General features: G+C 37.5%; 14 protein-coding genes and 1 riboswitch. Of the genes, 8 read left to right on the forward strand and 6 right to left on the reverse strand.

The window, feature by feature from the left end; genetic code table 11:
• Window positions 1-53: 53 nt before the first annotated feature.
• The 6 genes from BGC7_RS10975 to BGC7_RS11000 all read right to left on the reverse strand — a co-directional run bounded on the left by BGC7_RS10975 (window position 54) and on the right by BGC7_RS11000 (window position 8987).
• A complete protein-coding gene (locus tag BGC7_RS10975; RefSeq protein WP_050701636.1) occupies window positions 54-2480 on the reverse strand; it encodes a TonB-dependent receptor in 2427 nt (808 codons plus the stop codon).
• A 137-nt stretch (window positions 2481-2617) separates the two neighbouring features.
• Window positions 2618-4771: a S9 family peptidase gene (locus BGC7_RS10980; protein WP_050701637.1), complete on the reverse strand. Its 2154-nt coding sequence runs from the start codon at window positions 4769-4771 to the stop codon at window positions 2618-2620.
• Between the two features lie 103 nt (window positions 4772-4874).
• Window positions 4875-5588, reverse strand: a complete 714-nt coding sequence (locus tag BGC7_RS10985; protein ID WP_050701638.1) for a DUF4276 family protein — start codon at window positions 5586-5588, stop codon at window positions 4875-4877.
• Entirely contained in the window at window positions 5588-6739 is a 1152-nt protein-coding gene (locus BGC7_RS10990) for an AAA family ATPase (RefSeq protein ID WP_050701639.1), read from the reverse strand. The genes BGC7_RS10985 and BGC7_RS10990 overlap by 1 nt, the downstream gene beginning before the upstream one ends.
• A 242-nt stretch (window positions 6740-6981) precedes the next feature.
• Window positions 6982-7701, reverse strand: a complete 720-nt coding sequence (locus tag BGC7_RS10995) for a hypothetical protein (protein ID WP_050701640.1) — start codon at window positions 7699-7701, stop codon at window positions 6982-6984.
• A 188-nt stretch (window positions 7702-7889) separates the two neighbouring features.
• Window positions 7890-8987, reverse strand: a complete 1098-nt coding sequence (locus BGC7_RS11000; protein ID WP_050701641.1) for a helix-turn-helix domain-containing protein — start codon at window positions 8985-8987, stop codon at window positions 7890-7892.
• Between the two features lie 128 nt (window positions 8988-9115).
• Between BGC7_RS11000 and BGC7_RS11005 the strand changes: the two genes are divergently transcribed.
• From BGC7_RS11005 to BGC7_RS11040, 8 genes are all read left to right on the forward strand, one after another.
• On the forward strand, window positions 9116-11407 hold the full coding sequence (locus tag BGC7_RS11005) for a cation:proton antiporter (protein ID WP_050701642.1): 2292 nt from the start codon (window positions 9116-9118) through the stop codon (window positions 11405-11407).
• Window positions 11408-11477: 70 nt separating this feature from the next.
• Window positions 11478-13694, forward strand: a complete 2217-nt coding sequence (locus BGC7_RS11010; protein WP_050701643.1) for a tetratricopeptide repeat protein — start codon at window positions 11478-11480, stop codon at window positions 13692-13694.
• Between the two features lie 87 nt (window positions 13695-13781).
• Complete coding sequence (rluF, locus tag BGC7_RS11015) at window positions 13782-14774, forward strand: 23S rRNA pseudouridine(2604) synthase RluF (RefSeq protein ID WP_050701644.1); 993 nt, start codon at window positions 13782-13784, stop codon at window positions 14772-14774.
• A gap of 456 nt (window positions 14775-15230) precedes the next feature.
• A complete protein-coding gene (yaaA, locus tag BGC7_RS11020; protein WP_050701645.1) occupies window positions 15231-15992 on the forward strand; it encodes a peroxide stress protein YaaA in 762 nt (253 codons plus the stop codon).
• Window positions 15993-16070: 78 nt separating this feature from the next.
• Window positions 16071-16817 (forward strand): 2,3-diphosphoglycerate-dependent phosphoglycerate mutase, encoded by a 747-nt coding sequence (gene gpmA / locus BGC7_RS11025; RefSeq protein ID WP_050701646.1) that lies wholly within the window; start codon window positions 16071-16073, stop codon window positions 16815-16817.
• A gap of 190 nt (window positions 16818-17007) precedes the next feature.
• Window positions 17008-17586: a 50S ribosomal protein L25/general stress protein Ctc gene (locus BGC7_RS11030; protein ID WP_050701647.1), complete on the forward strand. Its 579-nt coding sequence runs from the start codon at window positions 17008-17010 to the stop codon at window positions 17584-17586.
• A gap of 16 nt (window positions 17587-17602) precedes the next feature.
• Entirely contained in the window at window positions 17603-18166 is a 564-nt protein-coding gene (pth, locus tag BGC7_RS11035) for an aminoacyl-tRNA hydrolase (protein WP_050701648.1), read from the forward strand.
• A gap of 33 nt (window positions 18167-18199) precedes the next feature.
• Window positions 18200-18622 carry an RNA-binding S4 domain-containing protein gene (locus BGC7_RS11040; protein ID WP_050701649.1) on the forward strand — a complete coding sequence of 141 codons (423 nt, stop codon included), beginning with the start codon at window positions 18200-18202 and terminating at the stop codon, window positions 18620-18622.
• 102 nt (window positions 18623-18724) lie between these two features.
• Window positions 18725-18926: riboswitch (cobalamin riboswitch) on the forward strand.
• Window positions 18927-19087: the final 161 nt, after the last annotated feature.

Below are 19087 nucleotides of genomic sequence, written 5' to 3' on the forward strand. Positions count from 1 at the left end.
TAACAAAATTAACTATTAAAACGAGGCTAACTGCATTTCGACTCTTAAATAAGTTAAAAGCCTGCTATTAGTTTAATATTAATTTGTCGGCCTGTAAGATAATTAGGCACAGCATATTGTTGTCCATATACATCTGCAATCCAATAATAAGTATTGGTGTTTTGCATATCGAATATATTGAATACATCGAGACCTATCCATATATTTTTAAAAGCATTCAAGAATGAGTTTCTATTGCGAATAGCAAAGTCTTCTCCAAGAAGTTGCCATGAAAAACCAATATCTACCCTTTTGTAATCGGGAGTACGAAAATAACCTTTTTCATAACCATTGTGAGGTGCAGACAAGGGCAACCCTTGTGACCACAACCCTCTCATACTCATGCTTAATCGTTCATATCCAGGAAAATAATCCTGATAAAACAAAGCTAAATTATATCTTTGATCGGTTGGCAAAGGTACTTTTACTCCGTTTATGTCTTGCTCTGTCTTCATAAAAGAAAGACTGATCCAGCTATCTGCTCCGGGAATAAACTCGCCATACAGCTTCATATCCATTCCCATTGTGTAACCATCCGATATGTTTTCTCCGGCATATCTTACCTTTACATTATTTACAGTATAAGGTATCAAATCAGAAAGCTTCTTATAATAGATTTCGCCTGAAAGCTTGAAAGGCGGAATCTTATTCTCTTCGTTATGGCCAAAATAGTAATCGGTTCCCAAAACTAAATGATATGATTTCTGAGACTTTATATCTTTGTTCAATTCTACAACGTTGCTTCCATCAACATCTTTTATACGCTGAAATTCCTTATAGAAAGGAGCTTGATAATATACTCCTCCCGCTATGCGAAAAGAAAGATTGCTCATTCCTTCGGGCACAAATGCCAATGCTATACGCGGACTAACGATAAGTTCTTTATTGAAAGACCAATAGTTGGCTCGCACTCCAGCATTGAGAATAAATAGTCCTTTTGGAGTATCGAATGTATATGTATCCTGTATGTATCCCGATATGCGTGAAGATGTTATACGATTGTCAGACCGTAGATTCGAGTACATATTTATATCGCCGACAGTACTAGGCAGAGAGTATCCTGCCGAATCGCGCATTTCCCATTCTTTTATCTTATCTTTTATTCTCTCATTTCTATATGTAAGTCTCCACTTTAAAAGATTATTATCGAGCCTTAAATCTCCAAAATGAGAAAATGTATAGACATCAGAGTTTAACTTATTACGAGCATGCTCGTGGTAACTGCCTACACCCAGAGGAGCTCCGTTATCCGATGAATTTCCTCCACCTCCACTACCTGAAATATTAGTGTCGGCAAGTACATAACGACCCTGTATATCATATTTTTCCTGCTCATCGGAAGAAAAGGCAGACGCCATAAGCCCAAGATTGAGTTTGTCACTTATTTTACCTTTAAGAGTAAGAGCACCCTGATAGGTTATGAAACGATCTTCTTCCCACCCATTGAAATGAACAATAAATGATTTAGGAGACATCAATGTGCCAAATTTTGTTTCTCTTGTCTCAGGTGTAAATTCGTATGTATTATAGGCATAATTACCAAGGAATCCGACTTCCCATCGGGTAGAGAGTGCATAAGTAATATATGTTTGCAAATCAAGAAAAGAGGGATCGTACTCAGCTTTGGTGTCCGTTGTTTTCAGCATAGAGCGTATTGTCTTATATCTAATGCTCGTAACCTGCGAAAAGCGTTCTGTAGAATTTCCTACATATACTTCTCCTCCCTGTAAACTGGCAGAAACCAATCCTTCAAAACGCTTTGGCTTTTTGTATGTAATGTCAAGAACAGAAGACATCTTATCTCCATACTCGGCACTGAATCCTCCCGCCGAAAAGTTTACGGATTGCACCATATTCGGATTTATAAAACTCAGTCCTTCCTGTTGTGCCGAACGTACAAGCAACGGTCGGTATATTTCTATACCATTTACATAAACTATATTTTCATCAAAATTACCCCCTCGAACCGTGTATTGCGAGCTCAACTCGTTTGTGGAACTAACTCCACCCATTGTGGCAAGAAGTGCTTCCAATCCACCCCAAGGATTGGATGGACGATTTGTTGCCAGATAGTCGACTCGTTCAATAACGGTAGTAACCATACGCTGTCCCTCTACTGTAACAGGTGCTAAGCTTTTATCAGATTCTTGCAGTGTTACATGTAAATTAATATTTTTATCGAGGGTAGGAAAAATAAATTGTTGTCTCTGATAACCAATGTACGAGAAAACTATTCTTACCGTATCGCCCACTGTAACAGGTAATAGAAAGTATCCATCTTTGTCTGTATATACGCCTTGCGATGCTCCTGTCTGCGAAACAACAACAAGTTCGACAGGCTGCTTACGACTATTGTAAACATTGCCCGATACATTCACTTTTTGAGCAAATGAAAACAAAGGGTATAAAATAAGAATAAGTAAGAATAAGTTTCTTCCCATTTGTTAATTTTTACAGAGAACAAATTTATACATATAATTTTCGTAAGCCAATTATTTAATATAATTCTGATTTACAGAAGTGAAAAGCCTCTCAATTTTAACAACTAAGAGGCTTTCCATTTCTATATCTTATTTATTTACATATTCGTCTTAAGGTATTTGATAACTTTTTCGTACAAATAAGCCCTATTAGCTGCACCACGTATAGAATGATCTTTGTCTGTAAACACAAACATATCGAATTGCTTATTCGCTTTTACCAATGCCGCAGCATAATTCATTGAGTTTTGGAAATGAACGTTATCATCCGCCGACCCATGAATAAGCAATAAGTTTCCTTCAAGTTTATTTGCCAAATTGATAGGAGATCCAGCCTGATATCCGGCAGCATTCTGCTGAGGTGTACGCATAAACCGTTCGGCATATACAGTATCATAAAACTTCCAATCGGTTACAGGGGCTATCGCCACACCTGCCTTAAATGTTCCATTACCACGGCTCATGCTCATCAGCACATTGTAACCTCCATAACTCCATCCCCAAATGGCAATTTTACTGCCATCGATATACGGCAACGAAGCAAAATGTTTGGCTGCTGCCACCTGATCGTCCGATTCGTATATCCCCAGATTCATATAAGTACACTTACGGAAATCCTGCCCCCGAGCGCCAGTACCTCGTCCGTCTACACAGGCTATAATAAAGCCTTGTGTTGCCAGATAGTCAGTCCAATCTATGCCATAACGATCTACAACCTGTTGCGAATTAGGCCCGCTATATTGAATCATAACCAAAGGATATTTTTGCGAAGGATTGAAGTTTACAGGTTTTATCATATATCCGTTCAGATCTTGTCCGTCGGCTGCCTTTACTGTTATAAACTCCTTTGTAGGTAGACTGATTGCAGCCAGAGTATTTTTCAAAGCACTATTGTCTTGCAATACCCGAAGCTCTTTTCCTATGGCATCGTGTACTGTAACAATTCGTGGAGTAGACAGATTAGTATAACTATTGATATAATATTTACCATTTTTGCTAAACTGCGCAGAGTTTGTTCCTGCTTTAGCCGATAGTTTGGTTATAGCTCCTTTTACTATATCGACCTTATATATTGCCCTTTGCATTGGTGTTTTATCCACCGCTTCGTAAAATATTGCTTTAGAGATAGGATCTATTGCTAAAAGTTCTGTTACATCAACATTACCGGAGGTCAACTGTTTTTGCATTACCCCTGTAGTTTCATACAAATAAAGCTGAGTATAACCACTCTTTTCGCTAAGATAGGTAAACTGATTGCCAAAGAAATTAATAGAGTTTATAAAATCGGAATCAATATACCTGTCGTTATCTTCATGCAGAGCCGAACGAGCTACAGATGAGCGGGCATTAGCAAGATACATATCAAATTTGTTTTGCTCTCTGTTTAGTGTAAATATAGCCAATTCGTCGCCTGTCGGTAAAAACTCTATACGTGGAATATACTCTGTATTTTCGGGTATATTCATTTTGCGAATAGTCTTTGAATCTATATCAAACACATTACAGGTCACCTTTGAGTTAAACTCTCCTGCTTTTGGGTATTTGAATGTAAACAAAGACGGATATAATTTATTCTCATACATCTGCATCGAATATTGAGGTACATTCGTTTCATCGCTGCGAACAAATGCCAACAAACGACCGTCTGCTGAGAAGTCCATAAGTCGGGTGGTACCAAACTCTTCTTCATATACCCAATCGGTAGCTCCATTTATTATCTTATTCCATTCTCCATCTTTGGTCACTTGCGATTCGGTATCGTAGTCGAACTTCGCAAGCCAAATATTATTGTCTATTACAAAAGCGAGCATACGTCCATCGTGCGAAAACGTCGGTATAGACTGCTTACCAGGTTGCTCTGTCAGCTTGCGAACAAGATTACGACGTATGTCGTAATAGTAGTAGTTTGCCTTAAAAGAGTGCCGATAAACCGGTTCGTAGTCATTATATACCACCAATCGTTTCTCGTCGGGGCTTATAAGAAATCCCTGAAAAGAATCGAATGTACATTCACGGGCTTTCTTTACATTAAAGACTGTATCTGTAGGCAGACCTGTTTTATAAGAATATTTCACAATCATGGAATACTCTTTATTTGCCTGAAAGTACGACTCTCCATCGGCAGAAGATACTACAGACTGAACTCCTTTTGCAGAATATTTTCCGGCAGTTATATCTCTCAATTCCAAACGCTGTGCACTTGCCGTAACAACAAACAACGCTGTAAAGAGTAACCCTAAGATATTTTTCATGCTTCTATATGTTATTTATTTAATATACAAATATAGCCTATTTCCGAAAAGTTATAAACTTTTGATGCGAGGATTTCAATCTTAGGCAGGCAATAATAATTCTTTACTTCTGCGACTTGAAGCTCTCTACAACTTTAAGCAGTTTATCCAAAGGTTCTAAATCGTAACGAAGATTGTTTCTTATATGATTAAAGTCCAGCTTATTCACAACCCTTGTAGTAGCATTATACTTCTTTGTATACGACTTACCTACAAGTCTGTAAATATTATCGAGATCTTTTGCAGGATGCTCCCTCGATTCAGGATCTATAACATAAGGATCGAAACCGAGGTGTTCTTTTATAAAGTGTCCTGTAAGGCGTTTATCTATTTTCTTAAAGTGATTTGTTTCGGCCAAAAACCATGCCTCTATTTCATGTATAGCTATAATCATATCATAGAAAGGCGCATCTTTTTTCAGGTGATGCGGTAAATAGCGTAAACCTTTTTCCAGCCTCTCTAAATTATCGATAGGAATAGGATACAAGTCGCGTAATCCAATAATCATTCCATATCCTCTTTTTCGCAAATTCGAGATATTTTCTATTATTTCAGACTTTACTCTATTATCTGCGCCACAGTCGAATATCAGCACCTCATATTTTGGATTTCGCGAAAAAGAAGAGTTTCGCACAATTTCCTGCTTAGGAATGCTCACACCTCCCCTAAACTGTTTTTGCAAAATATTTATCTGTGTTGTTCCCAGGATTTCCTTGATCAAGCGATTTACAAAAATCTGCTCAGTCTGTCCTTCAACAAAAAAAGCAATACGTCTCATCAATCGTTTTCTTCATCTATTTGACCAAAGCCTGTCTTATAAAAATCAGTAGACAGAAAATCAAAATTATTCAGCCCGGTATATTCAAAATCATCGAATATCTCTTTCGAATTTGCATAGTCATAAAAAACCGATTTTTTTGAGTTTTCGCGATCTATAACATTCCAATATTTTAATGGTATCTGATTCATCACATACCTATCGTTGGTGGTCATAAAAAACTGAAGATTGGAATTATTAATTCTCTTTATAACAATATCCATCATCCGTTTCGACGTATCGAAGTCGAGCCCTTCTCCCATATCGTCGATAAGCATACACAAAGACAAATTGCTAAGGCGGGCATACGTTAGCATTATCAAAAGAGCCAAAGCCCTAAACATTCCTTGCGACATATCTCTTTGTGAAACAAGGTATTTTCCTTCCTCTTCTACACACAAGCCGTAATAACCTTTCTTTTCAATAATATCTATGTTAGTAACAGAATTACCTAACTCTTGCATACCTGAAACAATCTCAGATACAAATTTATCGGCAAACAACTCTCTGCCCTTGTAGAAGGTATAGATAAGTATTTCCGATCCTTCAATACCGGGATCACCGCCATCGATTCGGGTATAGTCTTTCACCTGTTTATTTTTCTCAAACTGATTGGCAAACAGATAGTTTTTCAATGACTTGCCCCACTCTACTAATATTTCATAATACAGATTACCTTCGCTATCATGAATACATATCAACAAAGATGATTCATTTATAGAATCGAATATATTGTTACTTATATCGCTACCTTTAAGGTCAAGAAAAACCCCCTTAGTTCTGTCTATAAACATTTTTCCATCTACAACAAGAGTTTCTTCTATTATTCTTCGATCTTTGAACCGAAGAGTATATTTATAAGAAATACCTTTTGCAGCAAATACCAATTCAAAAGACTGACTAGGACTGAACACCTCACTCAGAGTAGTACGCCCACTAAGCAATCCGGCAATCTCTCTTATCACGTTCAGGGTACGACTTTTGCCTGAAGCATTCTTTCCTACAAGCAGATTGATATTCTCGAAACTGGCGTAACCATTCTCTTTACCCACGATATTCCATTCGCGGGGTTCCCCTACATAGCGCGTATATTTTAACGATTTAAGTATCATACATTTCACATTCTTTAGTGGCAAATATCAAACCGACTTTGCATCCATATAAAAATTAAATCTTTCGGTAATTTTCTTCAAATATACATATTTTACTAAGATAGGACAACCGCATCAAATAATCTTTATTTGTTTATCAGAAAGGAATGGTAAGTCAACAGAATCAAAACATAATAATTAAAAACAATGCTGCGGGCTCTCATAAGCGCCCGCAGCATTGATCCTCTATCTAAAATCGCTTATCAAGGAATACAAACCACCCGAAGTATTGTACTTTTGAGAGCAATAGCAGGAACAATATATCCAAAGCTTGAGATTCCTAATGCTTGACCAGGAAAACTGGCATCTTCTGTTGCAGTCCAATAGATAAAATCCATGTCTTCGGGTATTCCTGACGGCCAAGAGCCATAAATTTTGCCAAAACCATCTACAGGCATATTATCTGTAAAACTATTTTGAGGTATTGCGTCAACATTATTGATCCGAGGTAGTCTGCCTCCATGAAAGGCACTAAATTCTTTAGCTTTATCCCATGTTAAATCAGCTCCGCTAGAAACTGCATAACCAGTAAGGAAGCCTTCAGGAACAGTGCCGTGAGTAACAATTACAGAAGCAGTATAATTATTTATACCGAACTGAATTTTACGAGGCAGCGCTGTCACATTACCTGTTACAGTTACTTTTCCTGCTGCATTGGTTTTACCTAAAAGAATATCGGTAGATGTAGCCGTTCCATTACCACCATAGGTACGATACGATAAAGTTATTGCTTTGTTAGCAACAGCTTTTCCGTTTTCGCCGATAGTAATTACTCCACCAAGAGTTCCGTTTTGATCAATGGTTATACCTGAAAGGTCAGTTTCTGCCGGTTGCGAACTATCATCATCATCTTTGTCACAGCCAGTAAGTAACAGACCTATACAAGCTACAAATAATAACGTGAAAAATTTTGTTGTTTTCATACATTCTAGTTTTATAAATTAAAGTATTGAGACTTGGATGGAAGAACCTCAGCAAAGATAGGCTAGAGGCACACTTCACTCTTTCCCAAAACTTAAAAACATTACGCAAGTTTTGGGAAACAAGTGTTTTTGGAGAATAAAAGGTAAGTAGCTACTTAGAGATAATATATCTAAAAGAGTTGTTCAGTCTAGTCAGCGAAGGGACTTTCTGCGTATTGTTTTCTATATTCCTGTGGGGTCATTCCTGTGACGCTCTGAAAGTGACGATAAAAAGAACTACTACTAGGTATGCCCACTGCTTCGCCAATCTCTATTATTGTCAAATCACTTCTATTAATAAGCAGTTGCTGAGATTCTGTTATGCGCAGAAAACTTATCCATGAACGAAAATTTTGCCTGTATGTGGAATTTATATAACGTGACAAATAGAACTGATTGGTATATAAATCTTTTGCTAATGATTCTAGGGTAATTCCCTGTATCAGAAATTCCTTTCTTGCAATCCACTGCTCGATCGAATAGCCAATATCGTCATTCGTCTGATTCGTTTGCCTATCGACAGGGGTAATATGATCAGGCAATGGTGTAGCTACAGCCAACGCAATACGATGAAATAATGTTACATAATTGATATATTTGATTCCGAAATAGATATAGAATATAGCATAAAGCACAGTAAAAATAGTATATAGCTCCTTATTGAGAAAAAGTGACACAATGGCAACAATTCCGACACAAGCAGCCATATAAAAAGATTGTTTTATCCAAACAGCCCTGCGCTCCTCATTCTCGGAAAAGAAATTATCTAGCCTCTGAGTGTATTTACCATATTCCTTCACAAACATCCATATGTAAATTATCAATTGCATACAATATAGACCCGTTGCAATATAGAATATAGTATAAAATACTTTTTCTGATACAGTAAGTAATATTATTGATAGCAATGTTATAGGAATAAGATTATACAAAACTCTTTTTCTAGTCATATAACTCATGTTAATGAGCGTTATAATAGAAAAAGTGAAGAGCATAGATTGATAAGAAGCACCAATTATAGTAAAAGCCAATACAGACCGCCCATTTTCGTCTATATCCCCTAATATTTCTAATTGCCCGATTAAAGCTAGTAATATATAAGCTACCGACAAAAAACGCCTCGAAATACGATAGTTTTTCAACTCACTATCTTTTGGTACAGAAACCACGCCAAGGCACACTCCCATAATAAGTATAGCTGCTGACGAAAGCAATGTAGTAAGCATATACAAATCAAGATGGAACATAGAAATCTGTTTGTTAATTTTCCACAAAGATATAAAACTAAAAATTGCGTTTAACAAATATCTCTATACAATTATTTATCATATAAAAATTGTATCTTTGCGAAAGGAAGCTAAGATTAAGCCGTTAAATGAAAAAATATAAAAACCTATTATTTTACATAACAACGATAGGAGTATTTTCTATATTAATACTCATCACATTAAATACTGGAAAAGCCAATTTGGAAAAAGTACCGGAAGGCACCGTTTTAAATAACGGTGGAGACCTGTCGGCTTGGAATGTTTTTTTACAAAACCTACTGGAAAACATAGCAACTCCCACTATTACTTTGTTACTTCAGATCATCGTTATTCTCATAGTAGTAAAACTATTTGGGTGGCTATGTAAACTCATAGGACAAACTACGGTTATAGGTGAAATTATAGCAGGAGTGGTGCTAGGTCCCTCTTTACTCGGATACTATTTTCCAGAAGTCTCTCAAATGATTTTCCCGCCATCATCACTTGGCAACATAGGGCTTCTCAGCCAGATAGGGCTAATTCTATTCATGTTTATAATAGGGATGGAGCTCGACCTGAGAGTGATTAGAAACAGAGCCCAGAACGCTGTAATAATAAGTCATGCCAGTATTATCTTTCCATTCACATTGGGCATTATTCTGGCATATTTTATATACGAAGAATTTACTCATGCACAAGTGAGTTTTATTTCCTTCGCGCTGTTTATGGGAATCGCCATGAGTATCACGGCCTTTCCTGTACTGGCACGCATAGTACACGAAAAAGGTATAAACAAATTACCTATAGGACCTATTGTTATCACATGTGCCGCCATAGATGACATTACCGCATGGTGCTTGCTGGCAGCAGTAATAGCAATAGTAAAAGCCGGATCGTTTTCCAGTTCTATATTTGTTATCCTCATGGCTGTAACTTACGTTATTGTTATGTTCAAAGTCGTTCGTCCTGTACTTAAACGGATGGTAGAGCATCAACATTCTAAAAGTAGCATAACCAAGTCTACTGCAGCTACATTCTTCATATTATTATTCATTTCGGCATATACAACAGAACTTATCGGAATACATGCTCTTTTTGGAGCCTTTCTGGCAGGAGTAATTATGCCTTCCGACACAAAGTTCAGGAATTTGTTTACTGAAAAGATCGAATATGTATCACTGATAGTATTACTTCCTCTGTTTTTTGTATATACCGGCTTAAGAACTGAGATAGGACTACTAAACACTGTCCACCTATGGCTCATTTGCGGACTTATTATAGCTGTTGCTATAACCGGTAAGTTTTTGGGCAGTGCCTTTGCAGCTCGCTTTGTAGGGCAGAGTTGGAAAGACAGCCTTACCATAGGCGCTTTGATGAATACAAGAGGATTAATGGAGCTTGTTGTACTAAATATAGGTCTCGATTTAGGGATACTTACTCCTCAGGTCTTTGCAATGATGGTTATTATGGCCTTAGGTACAACCTTTATGACATCGCCAAGCCTCAGCCTAATAGACAGGATATTTAAGAGGCAGCATTCAAAATCAGAAGTCAATCAAAAGGAAAAATTCAGAATACTTATTCCTTTTGCCAGTCCCGAAACAGGAAGAAAACTTTTACTGGTAGCACATTATCTTGTAAAGAAAAAGCAAACCTCGTCAGAAGTTGCCATGTTGCATACTACCGAAGGTAACCTGTTGCATCAATACAATATACAAAAAGAAGAAGATATTGTTTTTAAACCGATCATAAACCAAGCTAAAAGCTTAAACCAAGAGATTACAAAAATATTTGAAGTCACTAACGACCGACAAGCAAGTATTATAAAAACAGCAAACAAAGGAGAATACGACTTTGTTCTAATTGGGAGTAAAGGATATACTGTATCTGATAATAATATATTAAGCCGTTTTATAGGTTTTTCGAACACACTGGAAGACACACTAAATCGCTTGATTCAAAAATGGAAGGGTACAGCATCTAACAGACAGTTATCCGTATCTCCGTTCGATGATCGGACACGACGAATTATTTCGAAGACTGACATGCAAGTTGGCATATTTATTGATAGAGGATTAGTAGATATACAAAATGTGTTTGTGCCTATATTAGACGAAGATGATTCTTTTATAGGTCAGTTTTTAGAAAGATTAGCTGGAAATTCGAATGTAAGGATCACACTATGGGACTCTATACATTTGGCTGACAAGAGCCTCGATTTCGTGAAATCGGTTAGGGATGTAAAATCTGCAAACCCATATCTATTCCAAGCGTGGCATAACAATATACCGGTTGATGAGAGCATATTACAAAAACACGATCTCATAATACTCAGCATAGGCAGCTGGAAAAAGCTTGAGGCAATGGACATAAAATTAATAAAAGCTATGCCATCTACATTAATATTGACTGACTTATAAAAACATTTTGTTATTCAAAAAATGCAGCTCCTAGTTGTGAGTAGATAATCAAATAGCAGAATATACATACATGAACAGCCGCGATATTATATCATTAAAGAAAGAAATATTACAAAACCTGTCAAAAAGACAGTTAAAGGATTCCTTCGAAGGGTTAGCTAAATTAACGGTTAACACCCAAGACTGGAAGATTTCGGAAACGCTGAGTGATTTGGAAACAAATTACAAATATATGCTGCATTATCTATTCGAGGGTGTAGAAGATACTCAGAGAGAAACAGTATATCGAAACCTTGTCCGATCTCTGTATGAATTGACAGACGATTCTGCTGATGAATTATTAAAGATTGAGTCATCCAATATTTTTTACGAGAAGCTGCGAATCAACAGTTTGAAAAGTAATACTCTAAATGATTGCTTTAACCAACTGAAAGATATTGCAGATTCTTTGTCTTTGATAGACCTACTGGAAGAAGGAGATGAAAAAGCACAAAAAAAGAAAGATCTCGCAATAAGAAGGGAACGAATAGGAGCAGAGATATTTAATACAATCTTTGTCTCTGCACGGGCTAGCGATGCTGATCTAAAAGATTACATTGCTATTTTAGACAACATAGACAGCCCAGTAAGAGAAAAATGTATTGTCATATCAGCACTGACACTTAATCTCTTTCACCGCTTCGATACCCGCAAAGTGCAAATACTGATGCATGCAGCCGGTGTTGATAATATGCAGCTAAGAGCAAGAGCGATTGTAGGGCTTGTGGTCGTTATGCAAATGTACGACTCTCGCTGGTCTTTATATCCTGAATTGCAGAACAGATTGGATATATTGTCCGAAAATCAGGTGTTCAGAAAAGCAATTATTCGAACAATCATTCAGTTGATTCGCTCTAGGGAAACAGAAGAAATTACAAAAAAGATAAAGGAGGAAATCCTACCCGAAATGATGAAGTTCAACAATTTAGCCGGACGGAAGCTAAACATGGAAGAACTCATGGGAGGAGACTCAGACTTTTCGGAAAAGAATCCTGAATGGCAAAAAGAGCTTGAAGAATCGGGATTGGGAAAGAAACTGCAAGAATATTCCAATCTGCAAATGGAAGGAGCTGATGTATTTCACTCCACTTTCTCGGGGCTAAAGAGCTTTCCTTTTTTCTCTGAAATGAGCAATTGGTTCTTACCTTTCGACCCTTCATATTCGGAGATTGCGATGTTATTCCCTAACGACAGCAAAAATAATTTACTGAAAACAGCAGTACTCGACTCAGGTCACATGTGCAATTCGGACAAATATTCTTTCTGCCTTAGTCTGGCTCAGATATCATCGTCCCAACGCGAAATGATGATGGGGCGTATGGGAGCCGAATCGGAAGAAATAAAGCAATTGCAGAAAGAAGCGCAGGCAATGAACCCGACTATAGACGAAGATGTAATTTCGAACCAATATATACAGGATCTTTATCGTTTTTTCAAACTGAATCCTTACAGGAACAGTTTCTATGATATATTCAGACTCAGTCTCAACTTTTATGAGAAGAAATCTATTGCGCCACTTATTTCGGACACAGACAGCATGAAACAGATTGCGCACTATTGTTTTGATAAAAACAATTTTGGCGAGGCACTGTATATATTCGAAAAACTGATAGAAAACGACTGTAATAGCGAAGACGTATGGCAAAAAATAGGATATTGCCGTCAAATGCTAAACAATGCAGAAGAGGCATTGGAGGCTTACCTACAGGCAGATTTGTTGAAGCCAAACAATTCATGGATCATAAAGCGTATAGCTCAGATATACCGTACTATTAAAAAACCGGATCTGTCTCTCGATTTCTATCTGAAAGCAGCAAAACTGACTCCCGACAATGTAAATATAGAATTGAACATTGGGCACTGCTATCTGGAAATGGGTAATAACGAAGAAGCGTTGAATACATACTTTAAAGTTGAATTTCTGGATTCGAAAGGAGTTAAAGCTCAGCGGCCTATTGCATGGACAGCCTTCCTTCTGAAAAAATATGATATATCGCAAAAGTATTACAAACTAATACTGGCTAACAAGCCAACAATACATGATTATCTGAACGCAGGGCATGTAGAGCTATGTATGGGAAACAAAAAGGAGGCGATAGAATTTTACAAACACGTATTATATAAAGATAACGACTTCGACAATTTTCTGTTCCTGTTCAATGCCGATAAAGCGACATTGTTAAGTCATGGAGTAGAAGATCAATTATTTCCATTTCTATTCGATCAGATAAAATACGGAATGGAATAATAAAGGAAAAATCAGACAGGCTCTTATTCAGAGTTAATACAGGGAATATCAACTTGATAATTATAATAATTCATCGAATTTCAAAATATGGAATACAGGCTAAATAAATATATTAGTGCTTCGGGATACTGTTCGCGACGAGAAGCAGATCAGCTTATCGCAGACGGACATGTAACAATTAATGGCAGACGGGCTAACATCGGAATGCGTATACTTCCCGGTCAGAAAGTGAAAGTACGTGGCGAACTTATTAAAAATGAGATAGAGCCTATATACATAGCTTTCAACAAGCCTGTAGGAGTAGTCAGCACAACGGACACTCAGGAAAGCAATAATATAGTAGAATATATAAGTCACGAGCAACGTATATTTCCTATTGGCCGCTTAGATAAAGACTCGCAAGGGCTAATCCTTCTTACAAATGATGGGGATATCGTAAACAAAATACTTCGTGTAGGCAACAACCACAAAAAAGAATATCTGGTAAAAGTACACAGACCTATTACAAAAGATTTCCTTACAAAAATGGCGCAAGGAGTGCCAATCCTCGACCGAGTTACCCGCCGTTGCGAAATAAAGGAAATAAATCCATATACATTCCAGATATCTCTTATTCAAGGACTCAATCGTCAGATCAGACGTATGTGTGAGTATTTCGATTACGAAGTCGTTAAACTGGAACGCATTCAGATAATGAATATCAAGTTAGGCAATCTGGGACAAGGCAACTGGAGAAATCTCACTCAGAAAGAATTGGAAGAATTATTCGATCTGCTGGAAAAATCGAAAGACGTAACTCAAGCCAAAAAGCCAGCCAACAGCAACAAGGCAATGAATAAGGCGTTGCAGGAATACGATATAAGAAACGATTACCGCAAAGCAAGCAGTGTGGCTAAACATACACCAAAGGCCAAGCTTGAAAAAATGGCTATAGCTTCTTCTGCCGATGCAGAACAAGACGAAAAAGAAAAGCCTAAAAAGAAGAAAAAAACAGGAAGCGGACCCCGAATAGGAAAATCAAAAGCTGTGGGCAAGAAGCCGCAACCCAAACAACACCCGAAGCCAAGAAAAGACAAATAAAGGCTTCAATCATTCATTATTAAATACAAATCAGCAAGAAAGATTTATCTATATACAGGTCTCTCCAACCTTGTCGAAAGGTAGGCTTAGCGAAGTCAAGCAGATTGAATAATGACAATTGGGTAACAGAAAAAAGTTGTACAAGTTTGTCAGGTTTTAGTTAAAATAGTCCCTCCAAACCTCCCCGAATGGGAGGCTTAGCGAAGCCAATAGGGAGGAAATGACAAGTGTACAGCTTTGTCAGGTTTTAGTTAAAATTTAGATCAGTTAGAACAAGAGAAGTCAATTTCCTGCGTCAGCTATTTCTCCCCTTTGGGGAGACGAAGAGGGGCTTGTACAACTTTGTCAGGTTTTAGTTAAAATTACAGTTAAAGGCAACCATCATCAAATAGAGAACAATATCATCATCAAATCCGTTAAACAGGATAGCATCAAGTCTAACTAAAAAGTAAATTTATGATTATAACTCTATCTCCGGCTAAGTTACAAGACTTTGAGAAACCTATACATAAGAAAGAGGCTACTACCCCACTCTATGCCAAAGAAGCCAAAGAGCTTTATAAGTCGATGGAAGGCATATCGGTGAGCGAAATAGCATCATTAATGAGTATCAACCCTCAGTTGGCACATGATGTATATCAATATATCCACGCTTTTTCGCTCAGCAAAACACCTCAGCGGCAAGCTGCATTAGCATATAATGGCATAGCCTACAAAGGATTAGATGCTGAGTCATTTACCGAAAAGGACTGGGATTTTGCACAAGAGCATCTTCTGCATATATCTGGTTTGTATGGAGTTTTACGTCCTTTAGACTTAATAAAACCATATAGGCTGGAAATGCAGATACCGTTGATAAACGACAAAGGGAAAGACTTATATGCCTTTTGGTCAGATACTATTAGTAAATATCTGGCTAAAGAGATGAAAGCGGATGATAATATCTGGGTAAACCTGACATCGAAAGAGTATGCTAAAGCCATCAACCGAAAACTATTGCCAAAAGGCCATAGAGTAATAACTCCTATCTTTAAGCAGCAAACAGATAAAGGATATAAACAAATAGTGGTATACGCAAAAAAAGCCCGGGGTATGATGGCTCGGTTTATCATTCAGAACCAACTGAAAGATGTAGAACACCTCAAAGGATTCGATACAGAAGGATACACATTTGCGCCACATTTGTCGGACGATAAGGAATGGATATTTATTCGCTGAGAGGAATTGTTTTTCCATCAATTTTTAAATATCTTTGCTATTCGAAAAAAATTGCAATTTTAATATAACAAAACAAAGATGAAAAAGGTAGTATTGATTCGCCACGGAGAAAGTGCATGGAACAAAGAAAACCGTTTTACAGGATGGACAGATGTTGACCTGACTGAAAACGGAGTACAAGAAGCCATCAAAGCAGGAAAGCTATTGAAGAAAGAAGGCTTTAAGTTTGAAAAAGCTTACACATCGTTCCTTAAAAGAGCTAACAAAACATTGAATACAATCCTCGACCAAATGGATCTGGATTGGATTCCTGTAGAAAAATCATGGCGCTTAAACGAAAAGCACTATGGCATGCTTCAAGGACTGAACAAAGCAGAAACTGCTGAAAAATATGGTGACGAACAAGTTCTTATCTGGAGACGTAGCTACGATGTACCGCCTACTCCATTAGAGCCAACAGACCCCAGATCGGCATCGCAAGACCCACGTTATGCCGGAGTACCTGCTGCTTTTATTCCTCAAACAGAGGCTTTGAAAGATACCGTAGAACGTATTCTTCCTTACTGGTTGGAAGTAATCTATCCTTCTTTGGTAAACCATGACGAAATTATTGTTGCTGCTCACGGAAACAGTTTGCGTGGTATCATCAAATACCTGAAAAACATCTCAGACGAAGACATCGTAAGCCTGAATCTACCGACAGCAGTACCTTATGTTTTCGAATTCGATGATGAATTAAACCTTGTAAAAGACTATTTCTTGGGAGACCCTGAAGAAATCAAGAAATTGATGGATGCAGTTGCTAATCAGGGCAAGAAGAAGTAATAGCAATATATTAAGACCGAAGAAAGAAGTATGTATTTATATCACGCATACTTCTTCCTTTTTTTATTTGGCGGAATATTAGGCAGATAAAAACAAAACGATTATCTTTGCACCGCTTTTATTAGCCCGTACGTGTGATGGGAATAGGGAAGCAAATCCTGAATTTGAGTAACACATTTAAAATTAGAAAATGAAAACATTTGAACTAAAAGGTGAGGCTAGAACAGACCTCGGCAAAAAAGCAACAAAAGCTTTCCGTAATGAAGATAAGATCCCTGCCATTATTTATGGTGGAGATGATAAAAAAGCAGTTCACTTCACTGTAACAAACAGTGATGTACGCAAACTTATCTATACTCCTGAGATCTTCTTGGTAGACCTTACTATAGGTAAAGATAACTACAAAGCAATATTAAAAGACATACAAGTACATCCTGTAACAGATGCTATACTACATCTTGATTTTCTTCACGTATTCGACAACAAACCTATTGTGATCGATGTGCCTGTTGTTCTTGACGGACTAGCAGAAGGTGTTAAGGCTGGGGGTAAATTATCTCTCGACCTTCGTAAGATAAAAGTAAAAGCACTTTACAGCAAAGTTCCTGAAAAAGTACATATCGATGTTTCAGGTCTTGCTCTTGGAAAATCTATCCAGGTAGGAGAATTAAGCTTCGAAGGATTAGAATTACTTAGTGCCAAAAATGCAGTTGTATGCCGCGTTCAGTTGACACGTGCTGCAAGAGGACTTGCTGCTAAAAACGGCTAATACCTAATATTAGTAAATGAAATACTTAATTGCCGGCCTCGGTAATATTGGTAGAGAATACGAATATACCCGCCACAACATAGGATTCAGAGTATTGGACGCTTTAGCAGAAGCGTCCAATGCTGTTTTTATGGACAAGAGATATGGGTTCGTAACCGAGATAAAAATAAAAGGACGCACCCTCATCCTGCTAAAGCCATCGACATATATGAACCTTAGCGGCAATGCTGTCCGATATTGGCTGCAACAAGAGAAAATACCGATAGAAAACCTATTGGTCGTAGTAGACGATCTGGCTTTGCCATTCGGCTCTCTCAGACTAAAGGGAAAAGGAAGCGATGCCGGTCACAACGGACTGAAAAACATACAATCTGTATTGGGTACTCAGAACTACGCCCGTCTGCGCTTTGGTATAGGAAATGAATTTGCGAAAGGTGCACAGATACACTACGTGCTCGACAATTTCTCGGGCGAAGAAGAACAAGCTTTAAAGAATAAGCTGGAAACTTCGGGAGAGATAATTAAGAGTTTCTGCCTGGCAGGGATACAGAATACTATGAACCAGTATAATAATAAATAGCGATTATCATTCTTCGCTTAATAAAATGCATTCATGAAAGAACCTAAAAACGAAGTACGTATCGACAAATGGCTATGGGCTGTAAGACTATTCAAAACACGCTCTATAGCTATCGATGTATGCAAAAAGGGACGCATCATGATAAAAGGAACAAACGTAAAACCTTCGCGCATGATAAAAATAGGTGATGTAATAGAAGTGCGTCGTCCTCCGATCACTTATTCTTTTGAGGTACTTAATCTTACCGAAAACAGAATGGGAGCTAAGTTAGTTCCTGAATTTATGCGAGATGTAACATCTCCTTCTCAGTTAGAAATATTGGAGATGTCTAAAATGAGTGGATTTGTAGACCGTGCTAGAGGGACAGGGCGACCAACGAAAAAAGACCGTCGCGAACTAGAACAATTTACAGAAGACTATTCTTTCTTCGATGATTGGGAACTTGATTCTGAATAGAATATAAAAACAGATAAAAAAGGGAATGTATCATATGATACATTCCCTTTTTATTTATAAAACTTTTGATATGAAACAACTGAATATCTATTTTATTCCTTATCTTTGTTTATATGTTTTGGTGTTACAAGTCTGCATTCTTCGGACATGTAATGAAAAGGGAATCAGGTGCAAATCCTGAACAGTCGCGCTGCTGTAATCTCTCTTATATCTTGTGCAATTACCCATGCCACTGCTTGTACTAAAGCGGGAAGGCTGCACAAAGGAGAAAGTCAGAAGACCTGCCAAAAGACAGAGAGTTCATCCTTCGCGATAAAGGGAAAGAACAGGTCGAGTAAAAATATATGTATTTTATCTATTTATTAAGATTGTGATATCAATCTCTCTTTTTGTGTGAATATACCAAAGAAGAAAGAATGATAATATATAATTAATATTAAACCCTCAATGACTCAACAATGAAAA

Origin of the sequence: Dysgonomonas sp. BGC7 (assembly GCF_001261735.1) — a bacterium.
In the GTDB taxonomy this organism is placed as follows: Bacteria; Bacteroidota; Bacteroidia; order Bacteroidales; family Dysgonomonadaceae; genus Dysgonomonas.

Coding starts and splice junctions, on each gene's coding strand:
- BGC7_RS10975 (WP_050701636.1), bottom strand. CDS start 2,480: ATGGGAAGAAACTTATTCTTACTTATTCTTATTTTATACCCTTTGTTT.
- BGC7_RS10980 (WP_050701637.1), bottom strand. CDS start 4,771: ATGAAAAATATCTTAGGGTTACTCTTTACAGCGTTGTTTGTTGTTACG.
- BGC7_RS10985 (WP_050701638.1), bottom strand. CDS start 5,588: ATGAGACGTATTGCTTTTTTTGTTGAAGGACAGACTGAGCAGATTTTT.
- BGC7_RS10990 (WP_050701639.1), bottom strand. CDS start 6,739: ATGATACTTAAATCGTTAAAATATACGCGCTATGTAGGGGAACCCCGC.
- BGC7_RS10995 (WP_050701640.1), bottom strand. CDS start 7,701: ATGAAAACAACAAAATTTTTCACGTTATTATTTGTAGCTTGTATAGGT.
- BGC7_RS11000 (WP_050701641.1), bottom strand. CDS start 8,987: ATGTTCCATCTTGATTTGTATATGCTTACTACATTGCTTTCGTCAGCA.
- BGC7_RS11005 (WP_050701642.1), top strand. CDS start 9,116: ATGAAAAAATATAAAAACCTATTATTTTACATAACAACGATAGGAGTA.
- BGC7_RS11010 (WP_050701643.1), top strand. CDS start 11,478: ATGAACAGCCGCGATATTATATCATTAAAGAAAGAAATATTACAAAAC.
- rluF (WP_050701644.1), top strand. CDS start 13,782: ATGGAATACAGGCTAAATAAATATATTAGTGCTTCGGGATACTGTTCG.
- yaaA (WP_050701645.1), top strand. CDS start 15,231: ATGATTATAACTCTATCTCCGGCTAAGTTACAAGACTTTGAGAAACCT.
- gpmA (WP_050701646.1), top strand. CDS start 16,071: ATGAAAAAGGTAGTATTGATTCGCCACGGAGAAAGTGCATGGAACAAA.
- BGC7_RS11030 (WP_050701647.1), top strand. CDS start 17,008: ATGAAAACATTTGAACTAAAAGGTGAGGCTAGAACAGACCTCGGCAAA.
- pth (WP_050701648.1), top strand. CDS start 17,603: ATGAAATACTTAATTGCCGGCCTCGGTAATATTGGTAGAGAATACGAA.
- BGC7_RS11040 (WP_050701649.1), top strand. CDS start 18,200: ATGAAAGAACCTAAAAACGAAGTACGTATCGACAAATGGCTATGGGCT.